The 16,835-nt window shown below is 70.0% G+C and carries 11 protein-coding genes; 2 read left to right on the top strand and 9 right to left on the bottom strand.

Translation table 11 applies throughout. The features are described from left to right. Positions 1-24 precede the first annotated feature (24 nt). Together ACQCO7_RS31750 and ACQCO7_RS31745 are read left to right on the top strand one after the other, a co-directional pair. Entirely contained in the window at positions 25-807 is a 783-nt protein-coding gene (locus tag ACQCO7_RS31750; RefSeq protein ID WP_464075002.1) for an Fpg/Nei family DNA glycosylase, read from the top strand. Positions 808-839: 32 nt separating this feature from the next. Continuing rightward, a complete protein-coding gene (locus ACQCO7_RS31745; protein WP_464075001.1) occupies positions 840-1,628 on the top strand; it encodes an SDR family NAD(P)-dependent oxidoreductase in 789 nt (262 codons plus the stop codon). A 355-nt stretch (positions 1,629-1,983) separates the two neighbouring features. On the opposite strand, the gene ACQCO7_RS31740 is transcribed toward ACQCO7_RS31745, so the two are convergent. From ACQCO7_RS31740 to ACQCO7_RS31700, 9 genes are all read right to left on the bottom strand, one after another. Then, entirely contained in the window at positions 1,984-2,454 is a 471-nt protein-coding gene (locus ACQCO7_RS31740; RefSeq protein ID WP_010360619.1) for a Dps family protein, read from the bottom strand. Between the two features lie 158 nt (positions 2,455-2,612). Beyond that, positions 2,613-2,993, bottom strand: coding sequence for a helix-turn-helix domain-containing protein (locus ACQCO7_RS31735; RefSeq protein ID WP_464075000.1), 381 nt, complete (start codon positions 2,991-2,993; stop codon positions 2,613-2,615). Between the two features lie 109 nt (positions 2,994-3,102). Continuing rightward, positions 3,103-3,648, bottom strand: coding sequence for a CinA family protein (locus ACQCO7_RS31730; protein ID WP_464074999.1), 546 nt, complete (start codon positions 3,646-3,648; stop codon positions 3,103-3,105). After that, complete coding sequence (gene pgsA, locus ACQCO7_RS31725) at positions 3,645-4,649, bottom strand: CDP-diacylglycerol--glycerol-3-phosphate 3-phosphatidyltransferase (protein WP_464074998.1); 1,005 nt, start codon at positions 4,647-4,649, stop codon at positions 3,645-3,647. The genes ACQCO7_RS31730 and pgsA overlap by 4 nt, the downstream gene beginning before the upstream one ends. Further along, positions 4,646-6,118 carry a 30S ribosomal protein S12 methylthiotransferase RimO gene (rimO, locus tag ACQCO7_RS31720; RefSeq protein ID WP_464074997.1) on the bottom strand — a complete coding sequence of 491 codons (1,473 nt, stop codon included), beginning with the start codon at positions 6,116-6,118 and terminating at the stop codon, positions 4,646-4,648. The genes pgsA and rimO overlap by 4 nt, the downstream gene beginning before the upstream one ends. Before the next feature lie 74 nt (positions 6,119-6,192). Continuing rightward, positions 6,193-7,038, bottom strand: a complete 846-nt coding sequence (locus ACQCO7_RS31715; RefSeq protein WP_464074996.1) for a helix-turn-helix domain-containing protein — start codon at positions 7,036-7,038, stop codon at positions 6,193-6,195. 276 nt (positions 7,039-7,314) lie between these two features. After that, positions 7,315-10,026: a DNA translocase FtsK gene (locus ACQCO7_RS31710; protein ID WP_464074995.1), complete on the bottom strand. Its 2,712-nt coding sequence runs from the start codon at positions 10,024-10,026 to the stop codon at positions 7,315-7,317. A gap of 233 nt (positions 10,027-10,259) precedes the next feature. After that, complete coding sequence (locus ACQCO7_RS31705) at positions 10,260-10,943, bottom strand: response regulator (protein WP_010360610.1); 684 nt, start codon at positions 10,941-10,943, stop codon at positions 10,260-10,262. Between the two features lie 245 nt (positions 10,944-11,188). Further along, on the bottom strand, positions 11,189-16,621 hold the full coding sequence (locus tag ACQCO7_RS31700) for a HAMP domain-containing protein (RefSeq protein ID WP_464074994.1): 5,433 nt from the start codon (positions 16,619-16,621) through the stop codon (positions 11,189-11,191). Between the last annotated feature and the right edge of the window lie 214 nt (positions 16,622-16,835).

Here is a 16,835-nt window from a genome sequence, read left to right as displayed (position 1 = left end):
CACCCCCTCCCCCAAAGGCCCCCCATGCCCGAAGGCGACACCGTCTGGCAGACCGCGACCCGTCTCCACACCGCCCTCGCCGGCACCCCCCTCACCCTCTCCGACCTCAGAGTCCCGAAGTACGCGACGGTCGACCTCACCGGCCGGACCGTCCTGGACGTCACCCCGCGCGGCAAGCACCTCCTCGCGAGGATCGAGGGCGGTCTCACCCTCCACTCGCACCTGCGCATGGAGGGCGCCTGGTACGTGTACGCGGAGGGCCGGCGCTGGACGGGCGGCCCCGGGCACCAGATCAGGGCGGTCCTGGGGACGGCGGACCGTACGGCCGTCGGCTACCGCCTGACCGTGCTGAACCTGATCCGCACCGCGCAGGAGGACAGCCTCGTCGGCCACCTGGGCCCCGACCTGCTGGGCCCGGACTGGGACGCCGGCCGCGCCCTGGCGAACCTCCTCGGGGACCCCGCCCGCCCCCTCGGCGAGGCCCTGCTGGACCAGCGCAACCTCGCCGGGATCGGCAACGTCTACAAGAGCGAGCTGTGCTTCCTGACCGGCGCCACCCCCTGGCTCCCCGTCGGCGCACTCCCGCCCGACCGCGCGGCCAAGCTCCCGGCCCTCGCGCACCGCCTCCTGGAGGCCAACCGCACCCGCCCGGTCCGCACGACGACGGGCCGCCACGGCCAGGACCTGTTCGTGTACGGCCGCGCGGGCCGCCCCTGCCTGCGCTGCGGCACGCCCGTCCGCCTCGCCGACCAGGACGGCCGCCCCACGTACTGGTGCCCGAACTGCCAAAAGGGCCCGCACAATTGACGGATCGTCAGATTATTTCGTACGGTCGATGAATGGCCGTGAAGGTGTACGACCTCAGCGGGCGCACCGCGTTCGTGACCGGAGCCGCGAGCGGCATCGGCCGCGCCTGCGCGATCCTCCTCGCGGAGGCGGGGGCGACGGTGCACGCGGCGGACCGGGACGCGCGGGGCCTGGAGGAGACGGCGGCACTCGCCAAAGCCGCGCACGCAGCCACACACACGGGCGTGCAGGCGGGCGTACACACCCACCGTCTAGACGTCACCGACCGCACCCAACTCCACGACGCCATCACCTCCTGCGACCGCCTGGACATCCTCGCCGCCGTCGCCGGGATCATGCACAGCAGCACAGTCCTGGAGACCCGCGACGAGGACCTCGACCGGGTGTGGGCCGTCAACTTCAAGGGCGTGCTGTACGCCTGCCAGGAGGCCGCCGACCTGATGATCGGACAGGGCTCGGGCGGCAGCATCGTCACGATGGCGTCCGGCGCGGTCGACACCGGGGGCGCCGGCCTGCTCTGCTACGGCGTCGCCAAGGCGGCCGTAGTCCAGCTGACGAGGACACTCGCGACCGAAGCCGGCCCGCACGGCATCCGGGTCAACGCGGTCGCCCCGGGCTGGATCCGCACGCCGATGACCGACCGCCCGGACGCGGCGGCCCAGGCCCGTACGGAGGCGTCCATGGCCCGCCTGGCACCGCTGAAGCGGGTGGGCGAGGCGGAGGAGGTCGCGCACGCGGTCCTGTACCTGGCCTCGGACGCGTCGGCGTTCATGACGGGGCAGATCCTGCGGCCCAACGGGGGCGTCGCGATGCCGTGGTGACGCGGATCGCCGGACCTACGACGTAAGTCGCCACATCCGATCATCACACTTCATCGCCCCCGCCCAACACCCTCACTCCCACCGCACCCTCGACCACCGCCACGCCCCCGACCACCCCGAACCCCCTCCCCAGACCCCCCACCCCGCCAAGCCTCCCGCCACCGCCCCACAGCAACCACCCCCACCGCCCCCGCCCTCGGCACACAGTGCACCGGCAGCAGACTCAACCCCCACCCCCCGGCCACGACCGCCCCCTCCACCATCCCCGCCCCCGGCACGACCGCGAGCCGCACCGCACCCCACCACCACACCGCCCCGAGCACCGCCCGGGCTATCCACCCCACCACACAGCCCCCTACACGTTCTCCGCCTGGAACATCCAATGGTGCTTCTCAAGATCCGCGGTGATCCCGATGAAAATGTCCTGGCTCACGGCATCCGCGTCACCCGTAACCTCCACACGTTCCCTCATACGAGTGATGACGGCCCCCAGCGCATCGACCAGCGCCCGCACCGCGTCGGTGTCCTTCACCCACCCCTCGGCCACGCCCCCGATCCCACTGCCGCCGGCGACGGTCGCCGCCCGCCCGTCGGGCGAGACCCCGAGCGCGGAGGCCCGCTCGGCGACCGTGTCGGAGTGCAGCCGCGCGACGTCGACGACCTCGTCGAGCTGGAGGTGGACGGACCGGAAGCGCGGCCCCACGACGTTCCAGTGGACCTGCTTGGCGACCAGCGAGAGGTCGATCAGGTCGACGAGGGCCCCTTGCAGGGCACCCCCGACGATCCGCAGATCGGCGTCGGACAGCGGGCTCTTCACGACGTACATCCGTAGACCTCCGGTGCTGGGATCAAGGCTCCTTCACGATGCCCGCACCCCGGGTACCCGGCAAACGGAACCGCACACGGATCCCGGCGGCTCCCTGCGGATACGTGTGAACCCCGGCCAGGACACCCCCGGCCGGGGTTCACACGGACAGACAGCCGTCAGGCGGCGACCACGTCCACCGCCTCGGCGGGCGCCTTGATGGTCACCCGCTCCGGAGGCACACCGGCCACCGAGACGGAACCCAGCATCGGACGCACCGGAGTCGGCACGGGCTGGCTGGGGGTGGCCGCAGCGGACTGGGCCAGCTCGGCGAGGGCGAGTTCGTCGCTCACTTCCCGCATGAGTTCGGACATCCGTACGTCCAGCGCGTCGCAGATGGCGGACAGCAGCTCGGAGGATGCCTCCTTCTGCCCCCGCTCCACCTCGGAGAGATAGCCGAGCGATACTCGGGCGGACGAGGAGACTTCGCGCAGAGTACGGCCCTGGCGCTGGCGCTGCCGACGCAGCACGTCACCCAGCAGGCGACGGAGCAGAATCATCGGTGGCTCCCTCCTCGGACCGCGTAGCCGCATCCTTCTCGCCCCACCGTACCGCCTAGCGCTGCGGCCGTGCGGGGAGCGATGTCGTGTTCACTCAGGGCTGCAAACATCAAAACCCCCCGTTCTGTTCCGTATCCTGTGCCCGCTCATTCCCGGTCTGTTCGCCCGCAAGCTCCTGAAGGAGCAGTGCGAGTACGCTCCGTACACTCTCTCTACGAATTTCCTCACGGCCGCCGTTCAACCGCAGGGCCTTCACTTTTCCGCCAGAGGCGGAACCGGCACCAGGGCCGAACGGCCCGTCCACCGCGACGAAGACGGTCCCCACGGGCCGGCCGTCCTGCGGGTCGGGGCCGGCGACGCCGGTCGTCGCGATGCCCCAGTCGGCACCGAGCGCCTTGCGGACGCCGGCCGCCATCTGGGCCGCGACCTGCGCGTCCACCGCGCCGCGCGCCGCCAGCAACTCCGCGTCGACACCCAGCACCTCGCGCTTCAGCTCGGTCGCGTACGCCGTGACCGAGCCCCGGAACGCCTTGGACGCCCCCGGGACCGAGGTGATCTCCGCCGCCACCAGGCCACCGGTCAGCGACTCGGCGACGGCCAGCACCTCGCCCCTCACCGTCAGTAGTCGCACCACGTCGGTGGCCGTGGAACTCACGCTTCCGTCTCCTCCAACGCGGCCTTGCGGGCGGCGATTCCCTCACGCCGCAGCACAATGGCCTGTCTTACGTAGTCCAGCCCCGTCACGACGGTCAGGACGACCGCCACAGCCATCACCCAGAACCTCAGGGTGGCCAGCCACCCCGTCAGCGCCAGGACGTACATGCCGACGGCCACGCCCTGGGTGAGGGTCTTCAGCTTCCCCCCGCGGCTCGCGGGGATCACTCCATACCGGATGACCCAGAAACGAAGGAGCGTCACCCCGAGTTCCCGGCCCAGGATCACGATCGTCACCCACCACGGCAGATCACCGAGGCTGGACAGACAGATCAGCGCCGCCCCCATGATCGCCTTGTCCGCGATGGGGTCCGCGATCTTCCCGAAGTCGGTCACGAGGTCGTACGTGCGCGCGAGGTGCCCGTCGAACAGGTCGGTGATCATGGCAACGGCGAAGGCGGCCCAGGCGAACGAGCGCCACGCCGGGTCGTACCCCCCGTCGGCCAGCATCAGCGCGACGAACCCGGGTACGAGGATCAGCCGCAGCATCGTCAGCAGATTGGCGATGTTCCAGACACTCGCCTGGTTGACGGCGGCAGCGACAACCTTCGCCCCACGCGGAGGCCGCGCACCCTCCGCCGACCCACCGCCCACGACACCGTCGTCACTCCCCGATCCCGATCCCACTCCCCCGGCCTCCCCGGCACCACCGGAAGACACCGGCGTCCCACCGGCACCCCCCGCCGAAGACATCTGCGTCCCCCCGGTGACCCCGACCGAGGACACCGGCACCTCGCCGGAAATCCCAGCCGCACCGATCCCGGAAACCCCGGCCGCGCCGGTCCCCGAAGAGACCCGCGCTCCCTCGGCACCCCCGGCCGTCGGGGACACCGGCGAGAATCCCGCCCCCCCGGCAGCCGCACCCGCTCCCCCGGAGCCCCGCGAGACCCTCCCCACGCCGCGCGAGGAGCCGCCCGCGGCCGACGCCGGAACACCCGTCATCTGCCTGTCTCCTCACTCCACCCGTTCGAGCGCTCCAACGGTTCGGCCACGAGGTCGACGCCTTCCGTGCCGACCACCTTCGCCTCGACCATACGGCCGACCTCCAGGCCCTCGCCGCTCGTGAGGAGCACCTGGCCGTCGGTCTCGGGCGCCTGGTGCGCCGCGCGGCCGTAGACACCCTCCACCTCGTCGACGGACTCCACAAGGACCCGGACGCTCTCCCCGACGCGTTCGTCCGCGCGCTGGGAGACGAGTTCCTCGGCGAGCCGGGACACGCGCGCGAGGCGCTCGGCGACGAGATCCTCGGGGAGCTTGTTGTCGTACGTCGCGGCCTCGGTGCCGTCCTCGTCGGAGTACCCGAAGACGCCGATGGCATCGAGCCGCGCGCCGGTCAGGAACCGCTCCAGCTCGGCGAGGTCGTGCTCGGACTCGCCGGGGAAGCCGACGATGAAGTTGGAGCGCACGCCCGCCTGGGGCGCCTTGCTCCGGATGGTGTCGAGCAGTTCGAGGAACCGGTCGGTGTCGCCGAAGCGCCGCATCGCGCGCAGCACGTCCGGCGCGGAGTGCTGGAAGGAGAGGTCGAAGTACGGCACGACCTTGGGTGTGGAGGTGAGGACGTCGATGAGGCCGGGCCGCATCTCGGCGGGCTGGAGGTAGCTGACCCGCACCCGCTCCAGGCCCTCGACCTCGGCCAGCTCCGGCAGCAGCGACTCCAGGAGCCGGATGTCACCCAGGTCCTTGCCGTACGACGTGTTGTTCTCGGAGACCAGCATGACCTCCTTGACGCCCTGCTCGGCCAGCCACCGCGTCTCGTTGAGGACGTCGGAGGGGCGGCGCGAGATGAAGGAGCCGCGGAAGGACGGGATGGCGCAGAAGGAACAGCGCCGGTCGCAGCCGGACGCGAGCTTGACGGAGGCCACCGGGGAGCCGTCGAGCCGGCGGCGCAGCGGCGCGCGCGGGCCGGAGGCGGGCGCGAGGCCCTCGGGGAGGTCCACCGGGGCGTGCCCCGGCAGGGCGACCCCGGCGGCTGATTCCTGCCGCTCCGAAGGGCTGATCGGCAGCAGCTTGCGCCGGTCGCGCGGGGTGTGCGAGGCGTGGATGCCGCCGTTGAGGATGGTCTGGAGGCGGTCGGAGATGTCCGCGTAGTCGTCGAAGCCGAGCACGCCGTCGGCCTCGGGCAGCGCCTCGGCGAGCTCCTTGCCGTACCGCTCGGCCATGCAGCCCACCGCCACGACGGCCTGCGTTCTGCCGTGCCCCTTCAGGTCGTTGGCCTCCAGGAGGGCGTCCACGGAGTCCTTCTTGGCGGCTTCGACGAATCCGCAGGTGTTGACCACGGCGACGTCCGCTTCGTCGGCGGACTCCACGAGCTGCCAGCCGTCCGCCTCCAAACGGCCTGCGAGCTCCTCCGAGTCCACCTCGTTACGGGCGCAGCCAAGGGTGACGAGTGCGACGGTACGGCGTTCAGGCATGGGCTCAAGACTACTTTGTCCCACCGACAACGGACGCCGACGGGGTTGACCAAGATCACGGCCCCTTACCCGGCTTACCCGGCCTGCGGATCGCCCTTCGTGTAGGTCAGCCGCTCGACCGCGCCCGGCTTGAAGTCGTTGTCGAGTTTCTTGCCGTTCACCCAGAGGTCGATCGCCCCGGCGTCGCCGAGGACGAGGTTGATCTTGCTGCTGTCCTGGAAGGTCTTCGACTGGCCCTTCTTGAGCAGGTCGTCGAAGAGCAGCCGTCCGTTGTGGTCCTTGGCGGAGATCCAGCTGCGCCCGTGCGCGGCGCTGACGCGGACGGTCACCTTGTCCAGCGGGGCGGCGGCGATGGCGTCGTCGGACGGGGTCGGCTGGAGGTCGGTCGTCGGCTTCTCGTTCTTGGGCGTGACCTGCGCCTTGGAGGCGGACGGCGTGGGCGTCGCCCCGCCGGCGATCTGATCCTTTCCGTCGCCTTCGCCGCCCCCCTTGAAGGCGGTGAAACCGACAAAACCGATCACGGCGACGATCGCGGCGACCATCGCGGCCGTCCAGTTCGGCCCCCTGCGCTCCGGGCGGATACGTTCCGCCTCGAAGAGCGGCGCGGCCGGCGTCGGCGCGGGACGCCCTCCGTGCGAGGCGTCGAAACGGGCGATCAGCGGCGCGGGGTCGATGTGGACGGCACGGGCCACCGTACGGATGTGCCCGCGCGCGTAGACGTCACCGCCGCAGGGTGTGAAGTCGTCCGCCTCGATCGCGTGGACGATGGCGATGCGGATCCGGGTGGCGGTACTGACGTCGTCGACGGTCATACCGGCGGCGATCCGCGCCTGCCGGAGCACATGGCCGATGGAGGGGGCTTCCTCGGAGGAGACGTCTGCGAACGGACGCTCGTCTTCAGGGGAGTTGCCGATGGACACGGGGGCGCCTTTCGAGCGTGTAGCCGCCTGTGCTGGAGATTCAGTCTAGGGGGGGTACAAAAGGGTGGGGCAACCGGGCGGTCGGACTTTGTACGCCATCGGTATGGCATCGATACGACCGGACACGCCGACAGCGGGACAGCGGGGGCCCAGCATGGGGCCCTTATCTGTCCTTCGCTCAACTGGACGTACGACAAAGGGAAACGGTTGCCCGACGATCTCTAACGGGTGAGTCACGAAGATCGCCGTCCACGGACCCGCGCGTCAGCCCCGCCGTCAGCCCCCGCCCCTGATGACGTCCAGCACCCCGTCCAGCTCCTCCGGCTTCACCAGCACGTCCCGCGCCTTGGACCCCTCGCTGGGCCCCACGATCCCCCGCGACTCCATGAGGTCCATCAGCCGCCCGGCCTTCGCGAACCCCACCCGCAGCTTGCGCTGGAGCATCGAGGTGGACCCGAACTGCGTGGACACGACCAGCTCGGCGGCCTGGCACAGCAGGTCGAGGTCGTCGCCGATCTCCTCGTCGATCTCCTTCTTCTGCTTGGTCCCGGTGGTGACGTCGTCCCGGAAGACCGGCGCCATCTGGTCCTTGCAGTGCTGCACGACGGCCGCGACCTCGGCCTCGGTGACGAACGCCCCCTGCATACGGACCGGCTTGTTCGCGCCCATCGGCAGGAACAGCCCGTCGCCCTTGCCGATCAGCTTCTCCGCGCCGGGCTGGTCGAGGATGACCCGCGAGTCGGCGAGCGAGGACGTCGCGAACGCGAGCCGGGAGGGCACATTGGCTTTGATCAGACCGGTGACGACGTCGACGGACGGCCGCTGCGTCGCGAGCACCAGGTGGATGCCCGCCGCGCGCGCGAGCTGCGTGATGCGCACGATCGAGTCCTCGACGTCCCGGGGGGCGACCATCATCAGGTCGGCCAGCTCGTCGACGATCACCAGCAGGTACGGGTACGGCTTGAGCTCCCGCTCGCTGCCCTCGGGCGTCTTCAGCTTGCCGTCGCGGATGGCCTGGTTGAAGTCGTCGATGTGCCGGTACCCGAACGCCGCGAGGTCGTCGTAGCGCAGGTCCATCTCCCGTACGACCCACTGGAGGGCCTCGGCGGCGCGCTTCGGGTTGGTGATGATCGGTGTGATCAGGTGCGGGATGCCCTCGTACGCGGTCAGCTCGACGCGCTTGGGGTCGACGAGCACCATCCGGACGTCCTCGGGGGTCGCCCGGCACATGATCGACGTGATCAGACAGTTGATGCACGAGGACTTGCCGGACCCGGTGGCCCCGGCGACGAGGATGTGCGGCATCTTCGCCATGTTCGCCATGACGTACCCGCCCTCGACGTCCTTGCCGAGCGCCACCAGCATCGGATGGTCGTCCTCGGCGGCGTCCGCGAGCCGCAGCACGTCCCCGACGTTGACCATCTCCCGGTCGGTGTTGGGGATCTCGATCCCGACGGCCGACTTCCCGGGGATCGGGCTGATGATCCGTACGTCGGGACTGGCGACGGCGTACGCGATGTTCTTGGTCAGCGCGGTGATCCGCTCGACCTTGACGGCCGGGCCCAGCTCGACCTCGTAGCGGGTGACCGTCGGCCCGCGCGTGAAGCCGGTGACGGCGGCGTCGACCTTGAACTCGGTGAAGACGTTCGTCAGGGACGCGACGACGGCGTCGTTGGCCTCGCTGCGGGCCTTGCCGGGGCCGCCGCGCTCCAGGAGGTCCAGGGACGGCAGCGCGTACGTGATGTCCCCGGCGAGCTGGAGCTGTTCCGCGCGCGGGGGCAGGTCGCGCATCTCCTCCGGCGGCGCCTTGGTCAGGTCCGGCACTATCCCCGGCTTGAGCCTCTCCTGCTTCGGCCGCGCCGCAGGCACGGGCGTGGGCCGGGTCGGCTCGCGGTCCCCGACGCTGACGCCCTGCGTGAGGTCGGCGACCAGCGGCGAGGGCGGCATGCCGTGCAGGACGGCGCCGTCGAGGTCCGCCGCCGCTGCCGCCGCGATGTCCACGGCGTCCATCTGCCGGTCCCCCGAGGGCTGGGGCACCCCGGCGCGCCTCGGCCGCGTGCGACGCCGCGAGAGGGCCGCTTCCTCCGCGTCCTCGGGGTCGTACGCCTCGCCTCCGGCCGTCCGTCGGCGCGGACGCCCGGGCAGCGCCTCGCGCCACTGGTCGTCGTACCGCTCGTCGTCGGCGTACTCGTCGTACCCGTCGTCTTCTTCCGGGTCGTGCAGCACACCCAGCTTGACGCCGAGCAGCCGCAGCCGCTGCGGGATCGCGTTGACCGGGGTCGCCGTGACCACGAGCAGCCCGAAGACCGTCAGCAGCACGAGGAGGGGTACGGCGAGGACTTCCGTCATCGCGAAGGTCAGCGGAGTCGCCGCCGCCCACCCGACGAGCCCGCCGGCGTCCCTTATGGCCTGCATGCCGTCGCTGCGCGCGGGCGACCCGCACGCGATGTGCACCTGCCCGAGCACCCCGATCAGCAGCGCGGAAAGACCGATGACGATACGGCCGTTGGCCTCGGGCTTCTCCGGGTGCCGCACGAACCGTACGGCGATCACCACGAGCAGGATCGGCACGAGGAGGTCGAGCCGGCCGAAGGCGCCGGTCACCAGGATCTCGACGAGGTCCCCGACCGGGCCCCTGAGATCGGCCCAGGTCCCCGCCGCGACGATCAGCGCGAACCCGAACAGCAGCAGCGCGACGCCGTCCTTGCGGTGCGCCGGGTCGAGGTTCTTCGCACCGTTCCCTATCCCCCGGAACACCGCGCCCACGGCATGTGCCAGCCCCAGCCACAGGGCGCGTACGAGGCGGTAGACGCCGCCGGTGGGACTGGGCGCCGGCCTGGGGGGCGCGGCCTTCTTCGCCACTGCCTTCCTGGCGGGCGCCTTCTTCGCCGGGGCTTTCTTCGCTACGGCCTTCTTCGCCGGAGCCTTCGCGGGAGCCGCGGCCTTCTTCGCGGGCTGCTTCTTGGCTGCGGAGGGACGTGGGGCCATGGTGGTGAGCGTACCGGCGCGAGCAACACAGGACACGTGTGCCTACAGCTTCACCCGTTCGTGTCGCCCACGACAGACCCCAGAACTGACGGCACGACGGAACCGCTTTCCCACAAGGCAGTTACCCCCGGGGACAGCACGGGTGGATGCCGAGGCACCCCGCCGGCGCGGGTGAGCGACAACGCCCCCACCCCCGCCACGACGAACCCGCACCCACCCCGAACCCCAGCCCCTCAGCCCTGAGAAGGCACCGTGGGCGCACCGCCACCGGTCCCCGGCTCCAACGCGTCCAGCGCCCGCCGCAACCCCGTCAGCTTCCGCTCAAGATGCGCCGCGGTAGCCACCGCAGCCGCGTCCGCGGAGTCGTCGTCGAGCTGCTTCGACAGCGCCTCGGCCTGCTCCTCGACCGCCGCGAGCCGCGCGGACAGCTCCGCGAGCAGCCCCGGCGCCTCCTTGCCCCCGTCGACACCCGGCCGCCCGTTCCCGTCGAGCTGGAGCCGCAACAGGGCCGCCTGCTCCCGGAGCTGACAGTTCTTCATGTACAGCTCGACGAACACGGACACCTTCGCCCGCAGCACCCAGGGATCGAACGGTTTGGAGATGTAGTCCACCGCCCCCGCCGCGTACCCCCGGAACGTGTGGTGCGGCCCGTGGTTGATCGCGGTGAGGAAGATGATCGGAATGTCCCTGGTCCGCTCCCGACGCTTGATGTGCGCGGCCGTCTCGAATCCATCCATTCCCGGCATCTGGACGTCCAGCAGAATGACCGCGAAGTCGTCCGTCAGCAGTGCTTTGAGCGCCTCTTCCCCGGACGATGCCCGCACCAGTGTCTGATCCAGCGCCGAGAGGATCGCCTCCAGCGCCAGCAGATTCTCCGGCCGGTCATCGACCAGGAGGATCTTGGCCTTCTGCACCATGGCCCGCCCTCCTCGCCCCGGCAGTGCACCGGGCGCCGCCCCTGGGGACGACATCCTGTGCGCCGCCCTTCCTTGTGCCGGTCATGGTAGCCGCACCCCGACCGTCGCCACACCCTGTCACCGCGATGTCACAGTGCACGTAGCAGGAACGTGGCGGGGGACCAGAAGGTTCCCCGAACACCGTCCCGCTGCCCAGCGCCGGCCACCCTGAGTCAGCGCGTCACGGCACCTCCACACCCTTCCCGTCACCCTTCCCGCATCCACTGCTCCATCACGGACAGCAGATGGTCCGGGTCCACCGGCTTGGTCACATAGTCGGACGCACCGGACTCGATGGCCTTCTCCCGGTCGCCCTTCATCGCCTTCGCGGTGAGCGCGATGATCGGCAGCCCGGCGAACTGCGGCATCCTGCGGATCGCGGAGGTCGTCGCGTACCCGTCCATCTCCGGCATCATGATGTCCATCAGGACGACGGCGACGTCGTCGTGCTGCTCCAGGACCTCGATGCCCTCGCGCCCGTTCTCGGCGTACAGGACGGTCAGCCCGTGCTGCTCCAGGACGCTGGTGAGCGCGAAGACGTTGCGGATGTCGTCGTCGACGATGAGCACCTTGTCGCCGCCGAAGAGGATGTTCACGCGCGCGCGGGACGTCGATGCCCCGTTCTCCTCGCCCCCCGCGGCCCGCCGCCGGCGCCGGAAGAGCGCCGCGGCGCCGTTCTGCGTCTCGTGGTACGACTTCACCTCGGCCGGCGTCTCGATCTCCGGTTCGCCCGACGCGGTCAGCGCGGCGTGCCCGTTCTCGGAGGCCACCAGGTCGCCCGCCTCCAACGCCGGGACGATCTGCTGGTAGCCCTGCGGAGGCAGCTCACTGGGCCGCACCGGCAGGTACAGGGTGAACGTGGACCCCCGGCCCGGCTCGCTCTGGGCGTAGATCTCGCCGCCGAGCAGCTGCGCGATCTCCCGCGAGATCGACAGCCCCAGCCCCGTACCGCCGTACTTGCGGCTCGTCGTACCGTCAGCCTGTTTGAACGCCTCGAAGATCACCCGCATCTTGCTGGCCGCGATCCCGATGCCGGTGTCGGTGACGGAGAACGCGATCAGCGGGGCGTCCGCGTCGGTGAGCGAACCGGTCTCCAGCAACTGCTGCCGGATCACGACGGGGACGTCCGCGCTCGCGGGCCGGATCACCAGCTCCACCGAGCCGGAGTCGGTGAACTTGACCGCGTTGGACAGCAGGTTGCGCAGCACCTGGAGCAGGCGCTGCTCGTCGGTGTGGAGGGTGGCGGGCAGCTCCGGGGAGACCCGTACGGACAGGTCGAGGCCCTTCTCGGCGGTCAGCGGCCGGAAGGTGGCCTCCACGTAGTCCACGAGCTGTACGAGGGCGATGCGCGTCGGGGAGACGTCCATCTTGCCCGCCTCGACCTTCGACAGGTCGAGGATGTCGTTGATCAGCTGGAGCAGGTCGGACCCGGCGCCGTGGATGGTCTCGGCGAACTCGACCTGCTTCGGGGAGAGGTTGCCCTCGGCGTTGTCGGCGAGCAGCTTGGCGAGGATGAGCAGCGAGTTGAGCGGCGTGCGCAGCTCGTGCGACATGTTGGCGAGGAACTCGCTCTTGTACCGCATGGACACGGCGAGTTGCTCGGCGCGCTCCTCCAGGACCTGCCGCGCCTCCTCGATCTCGGTGTTCTTGACCTCGATGTCCCGGTTCTGCCGGGCCAGCAGCTCGGCCTTCTCGCCCAGTTCGGCGTTGGACGCCTGGAGCGCCTTCTGCCGCTGCTCCAGCTCGCCGGAGCGCTCCTGGAGCTGCTCGGTCAGCTCCTGCGACTGCTTCAGCAGCCGCTCGGTCTTGGTGTTGACGGAGATCGTGTTGACGCTCGTCGCGATCATCTCGGCGATCTGGTTGAGGAAGTCCTTCTGGATCTGCGTGAACTCCCCGAAGGACGCCAGCTCGATCACCCCGAGGACCTTGCCCTCGAACAGCACCGGCAGGACGATCACCTGCGCGGGCGGCGCCTCCCCGAGCCCGGAGGAGATCTTCAGGTAGCCGCTGGGCGCGTTGGACACGAGGATCGTGCGCTTCTCCAGGGCGGCCGTCCCGACGAGCGCCTCACCGGGCCGGAACGACGTCGGCATGGACCCCATCGAGTAGCCGTACGACCCGAGCATGCGCAGCTCGTACTGGTCGGGACCGGCGTCGGGGGCCGGCAGGCCGAGGAAGAACGCGCCGTGCTGGGCGGCGACCAGCGGCGGCAGCTCGCTCATGATCAGCGAGGCCACGTCCTCCTGGTCGCGGCGGCCCTGCAACAGCGCCGACACGCGCGCGAGGTTGCCCTTCAGCCAGTCCTGCTCCTTGTTGGCGATCGTGGTGTCGCGCAGGTTGGCGATCATCTTGTTGATGTAGTCCTGGAGCTCCTGGATCTCCCCGGAAGCGTCCACGTCGATCTTGAGGCTGAGGTCGCCCCTGGTCACCGCGGTCGCCACCCGGGACATCGCGCGCACCTGCCGGGTGAGGTTCCCGGCCATCTCGTTGACGGACTCGGTGAGGTCGCGCCACGTCCCGTCGACGTCCCGCACGCGCGCCTGTCCGCCGAGCTGCCCCTCGGTGCCCACCTCGCGCGCGACGCGCGTGACCTCCTCGGCGAACGAGGACAGCTGGTCGACCATCGTGTTGATCGTCGTCTTCAGTTCGAGGATCTCGCCGCGCGCGTCGATGTCGATCTTCTTGGTCAGGTCGCCCTTCGCGATGGCCGTCGTCACCATCGCGATGTTGCGGACCTGCCCGGTCAGGTTGGACGCCATCTGGTTCACCGACTCGGTGAGGTCCTTCCAGGTCCCCGACACGCCGGGCACGTGCGCCTGGCCGCCCAGGATGCCGTCCGTACCCACCTCGCGGGCCACCTTGGTGACCTGCTCGGCGAACGAACTGAGCGTCTTCACCATCGTGTTGAACGTGTCGGCGAGCTGCTGGACCTCGCCGCGCGCCTCGATCGTCACCTGCCGCGTCAGGTCGCCGTTGGCGACGGCCGCCGCGACCTGCGAGATGTTCCGCACCTGCATGGTGAGGTTCTTGGCCATCAGGTTGACGTTGCCGCTGAGGTCCTTCCAGATGCCGGTGACCCCGGGTACGTGCGCCTGCCCGCCCAGGATGCCTTCGGTGCCCACCTCGCGCGCGACGCGCGTGACCTGCTCCGCGAACGAGGACAGCTGGTCGACCATCGTGTTGACGGTCGTCACCAGTTCGAGGATCTCGCCCTTGGCGTCGACGGTGATCTTCTTCGACAGGTCGCCCTTGGCGACGGCGGTGGTGACCTCGGCGATGTTGCGGAGCTGGGTGGTCAGGTTGTTCGCCATGAAGTTGACGGACTGCGTGAGGTCCTTCCAGGTCCCGGAGACGCCCTGCACCTCCGCCTGCCCGCCGAGGATGCCCTCGGTGCCCACCTCGCGCGCGACGCGGGTCACCTGCTCGGCGAACGACGACAGCTGGTCCACCATCGTGTTCAGCGTGTTCTTGAGCTCCAGGATCTCCCCGCGCGCGTCCACGGTGATCTTCTGGGAGAGGTCACCGCGCGCGACCGCCGTGGCGACCTGCGCGATGTTGCGGACCTGCGCGGTCAGGTTGCCCGCCATGCCGTTCACGGAGTCCGTGAGGTCCCGCCACACCCCGGCCACCCCGGGCACCTGCGCCTGCCCGCCCAGGCGCCCGTCGGTGCCCACCTCACGGGCCACCCGGGTCACCTGCTCGGCGAACGACGACAGCTGGTCCACCATCGTGTTGATGGTGTTCTTCAGCTCCAGGATCTCCCCGCGCGCGTCCACGTCGATCTTCTGCGACAGGTCACCGCGCGCCACCGCTGTCGTCACCTGAGCGATCTGACGCACCTGGGAGGTCAGATTCCCCGCCATGAAGTTGACGGAATCGGTCAGTTCCTTCCACGTCCCCGACACCCCGTCCACGCGCGCCTGACCGCCGAGCCGCCCCTCCGTGCCCACGTCCCGCGCCACCTTGGTGACCTGGTCCGCGAAGAGCGACAGCTGGTCGACCATCCGGTTCACGGTGTTCTTCAGCTGGAGCATCTCGCCGGAGACGTCGACGGTCACCTTCTGCGACAGATCGCCGTCCGCCACGGCCGTCGTCACCTGCGCGATGTTGCGCACCTGGCCGGTGAGGTTGCGGAACGCCGTGTTGACCGAGTCGGTGAGGTCCTTCCAGGTGCCGGCCGCCCCCATCACCTGCGCCTGGCCGCCCAGTTCACCCTCGACACCGATCTCGCGCGCCACGCGCGTGACCTCGGCACCGAACGCGGAGAGCTGGTCCACCATCCCGTTGACGGTGTTCTTCAGCTCCAGCATCTCCCCCGCGACGTCGACGGTCACCTTCTGCGACAGATCGCCGCTGGCCACCGCCGTCGTCACCTGCGCGATGTCCCGCACCTGCGTCGTGAGGTTGCGGAACACCGTGTTGACCGAGTCGGTGAGGTCCTTCCAGGTCCCCGACACGCCGGGTACGTTCGCCTGCCCGCCCAGCCGCCCCTCGGAACCCGTCTCGTTGGCGACGCGCGTGACCTCGTCCGCGAAGGTCCGCAGGGTGTCGGTCATCTGGTTGATCGTGTCCGCGAGCTGGGCGATCTCCCCGCGCGCGGGCACGGTCACCTTGCGCGAGAGGTCACCGTTGGCGACCGCCGTCGTCACCTCGGCGATCCCGCGCATCTGGTCCGTCAGGTTCCCGGCCATCGTGTTCACGGAGTCGGTGAGCTCTTTCCACACCCCGTCCACACCGCGCACCTGCGCCTGGCCGCCCAGGATGCCCTCGGTGCCCACCTCGCGGGCCACCCGGGTCACCTCGGAGGAAAACGCCGACAGCCGGTCGACCATCGCGTTGACGGTCTCCTTCAGCTCCAGCATCTCGCCGGCCACATGGACGGTGACCTTCCGCGACAGATCACCGTTGGCGACCGCCGTCGTCACCAGGGCGATGTCGCGCACCTGAGCGGTCAAACGGTCCGCCATCGTGTTGACCGATTCGGTCAGATCCTTCCACGAACCGGACATACCGCGAACCTGCGCCTGCCCGCCGAGCTTCCCCTCGGTGCCCACCTCGCTGGCCACCCGCGTGACCTCGTCGGTGAACGTCGACAACTGGTCGACCAGGTTGTTGACGACCCGCCCGACCTTCAGGAACTCCCCCCGCAGCGGATGCCCCGACCCCTCCGGCGTGTGCGCGCGCAGCTCCATGCGCGGCGACAGATCGCCCTCCGCGACCGCCGACAGCACCCGGCTGACCTCGGACACCGGCCGCGCCAGATCGTCCACCAGCGAGTTCGAGGCGTCGATAGCAGCCGCCCACGACCCCTCGCAGACGCCGGTCTCCAGCCGCTCGGTGAGTTTGCCCTCGCGCCCCACCATGCGCCGTACGCGCGCCAGTTCACCCGTCAGATGCAGGTTCCGGTCGGCCACCTCGTTGTAGACGGCCGCGATCTCGGACATCACTCCGTCGCCGGACACGGTGAGCCGCTTGCGGAAGTTGCCGTCCCGCATGGACACCAAGGCCGCCAGAAGACGGTTCAGGGCGGCCGTGTCGACCACGGTCGTCCCTCCCTCGCGTGAGGCGCGCGCCCTGTTCAGGGACGGCCCGCCCTTCGCGCGCGTCTTCGTGCCACGCGTCGCTGCGCCAGACTCCACTTGTCCCTCCCGCACGGATCGACCCCTACCGCTCGTACCGCTCGCCGAATCACTACTGCCGCATGTCGCTGCCCGATGTAATCAGGCCACAGTGAAGGCTGCTGCCCGACGTACACAGAAGACACCCGGTCTGCCCGGACCTTCACAAGAAGCTTGCCCAGTGTTTCACCCTCCCCGAACACGGCCATAACACTCCGGCGGCTGTGCACATCGT

The sequence above is a fragment of the Streptomyces saintjeani genome (assembly GCF_055409605.1).
Note: the sequence above shows the minus strand (reverse complement) of the source record. Positions and strands in the feature narration are given on the sequence as shown.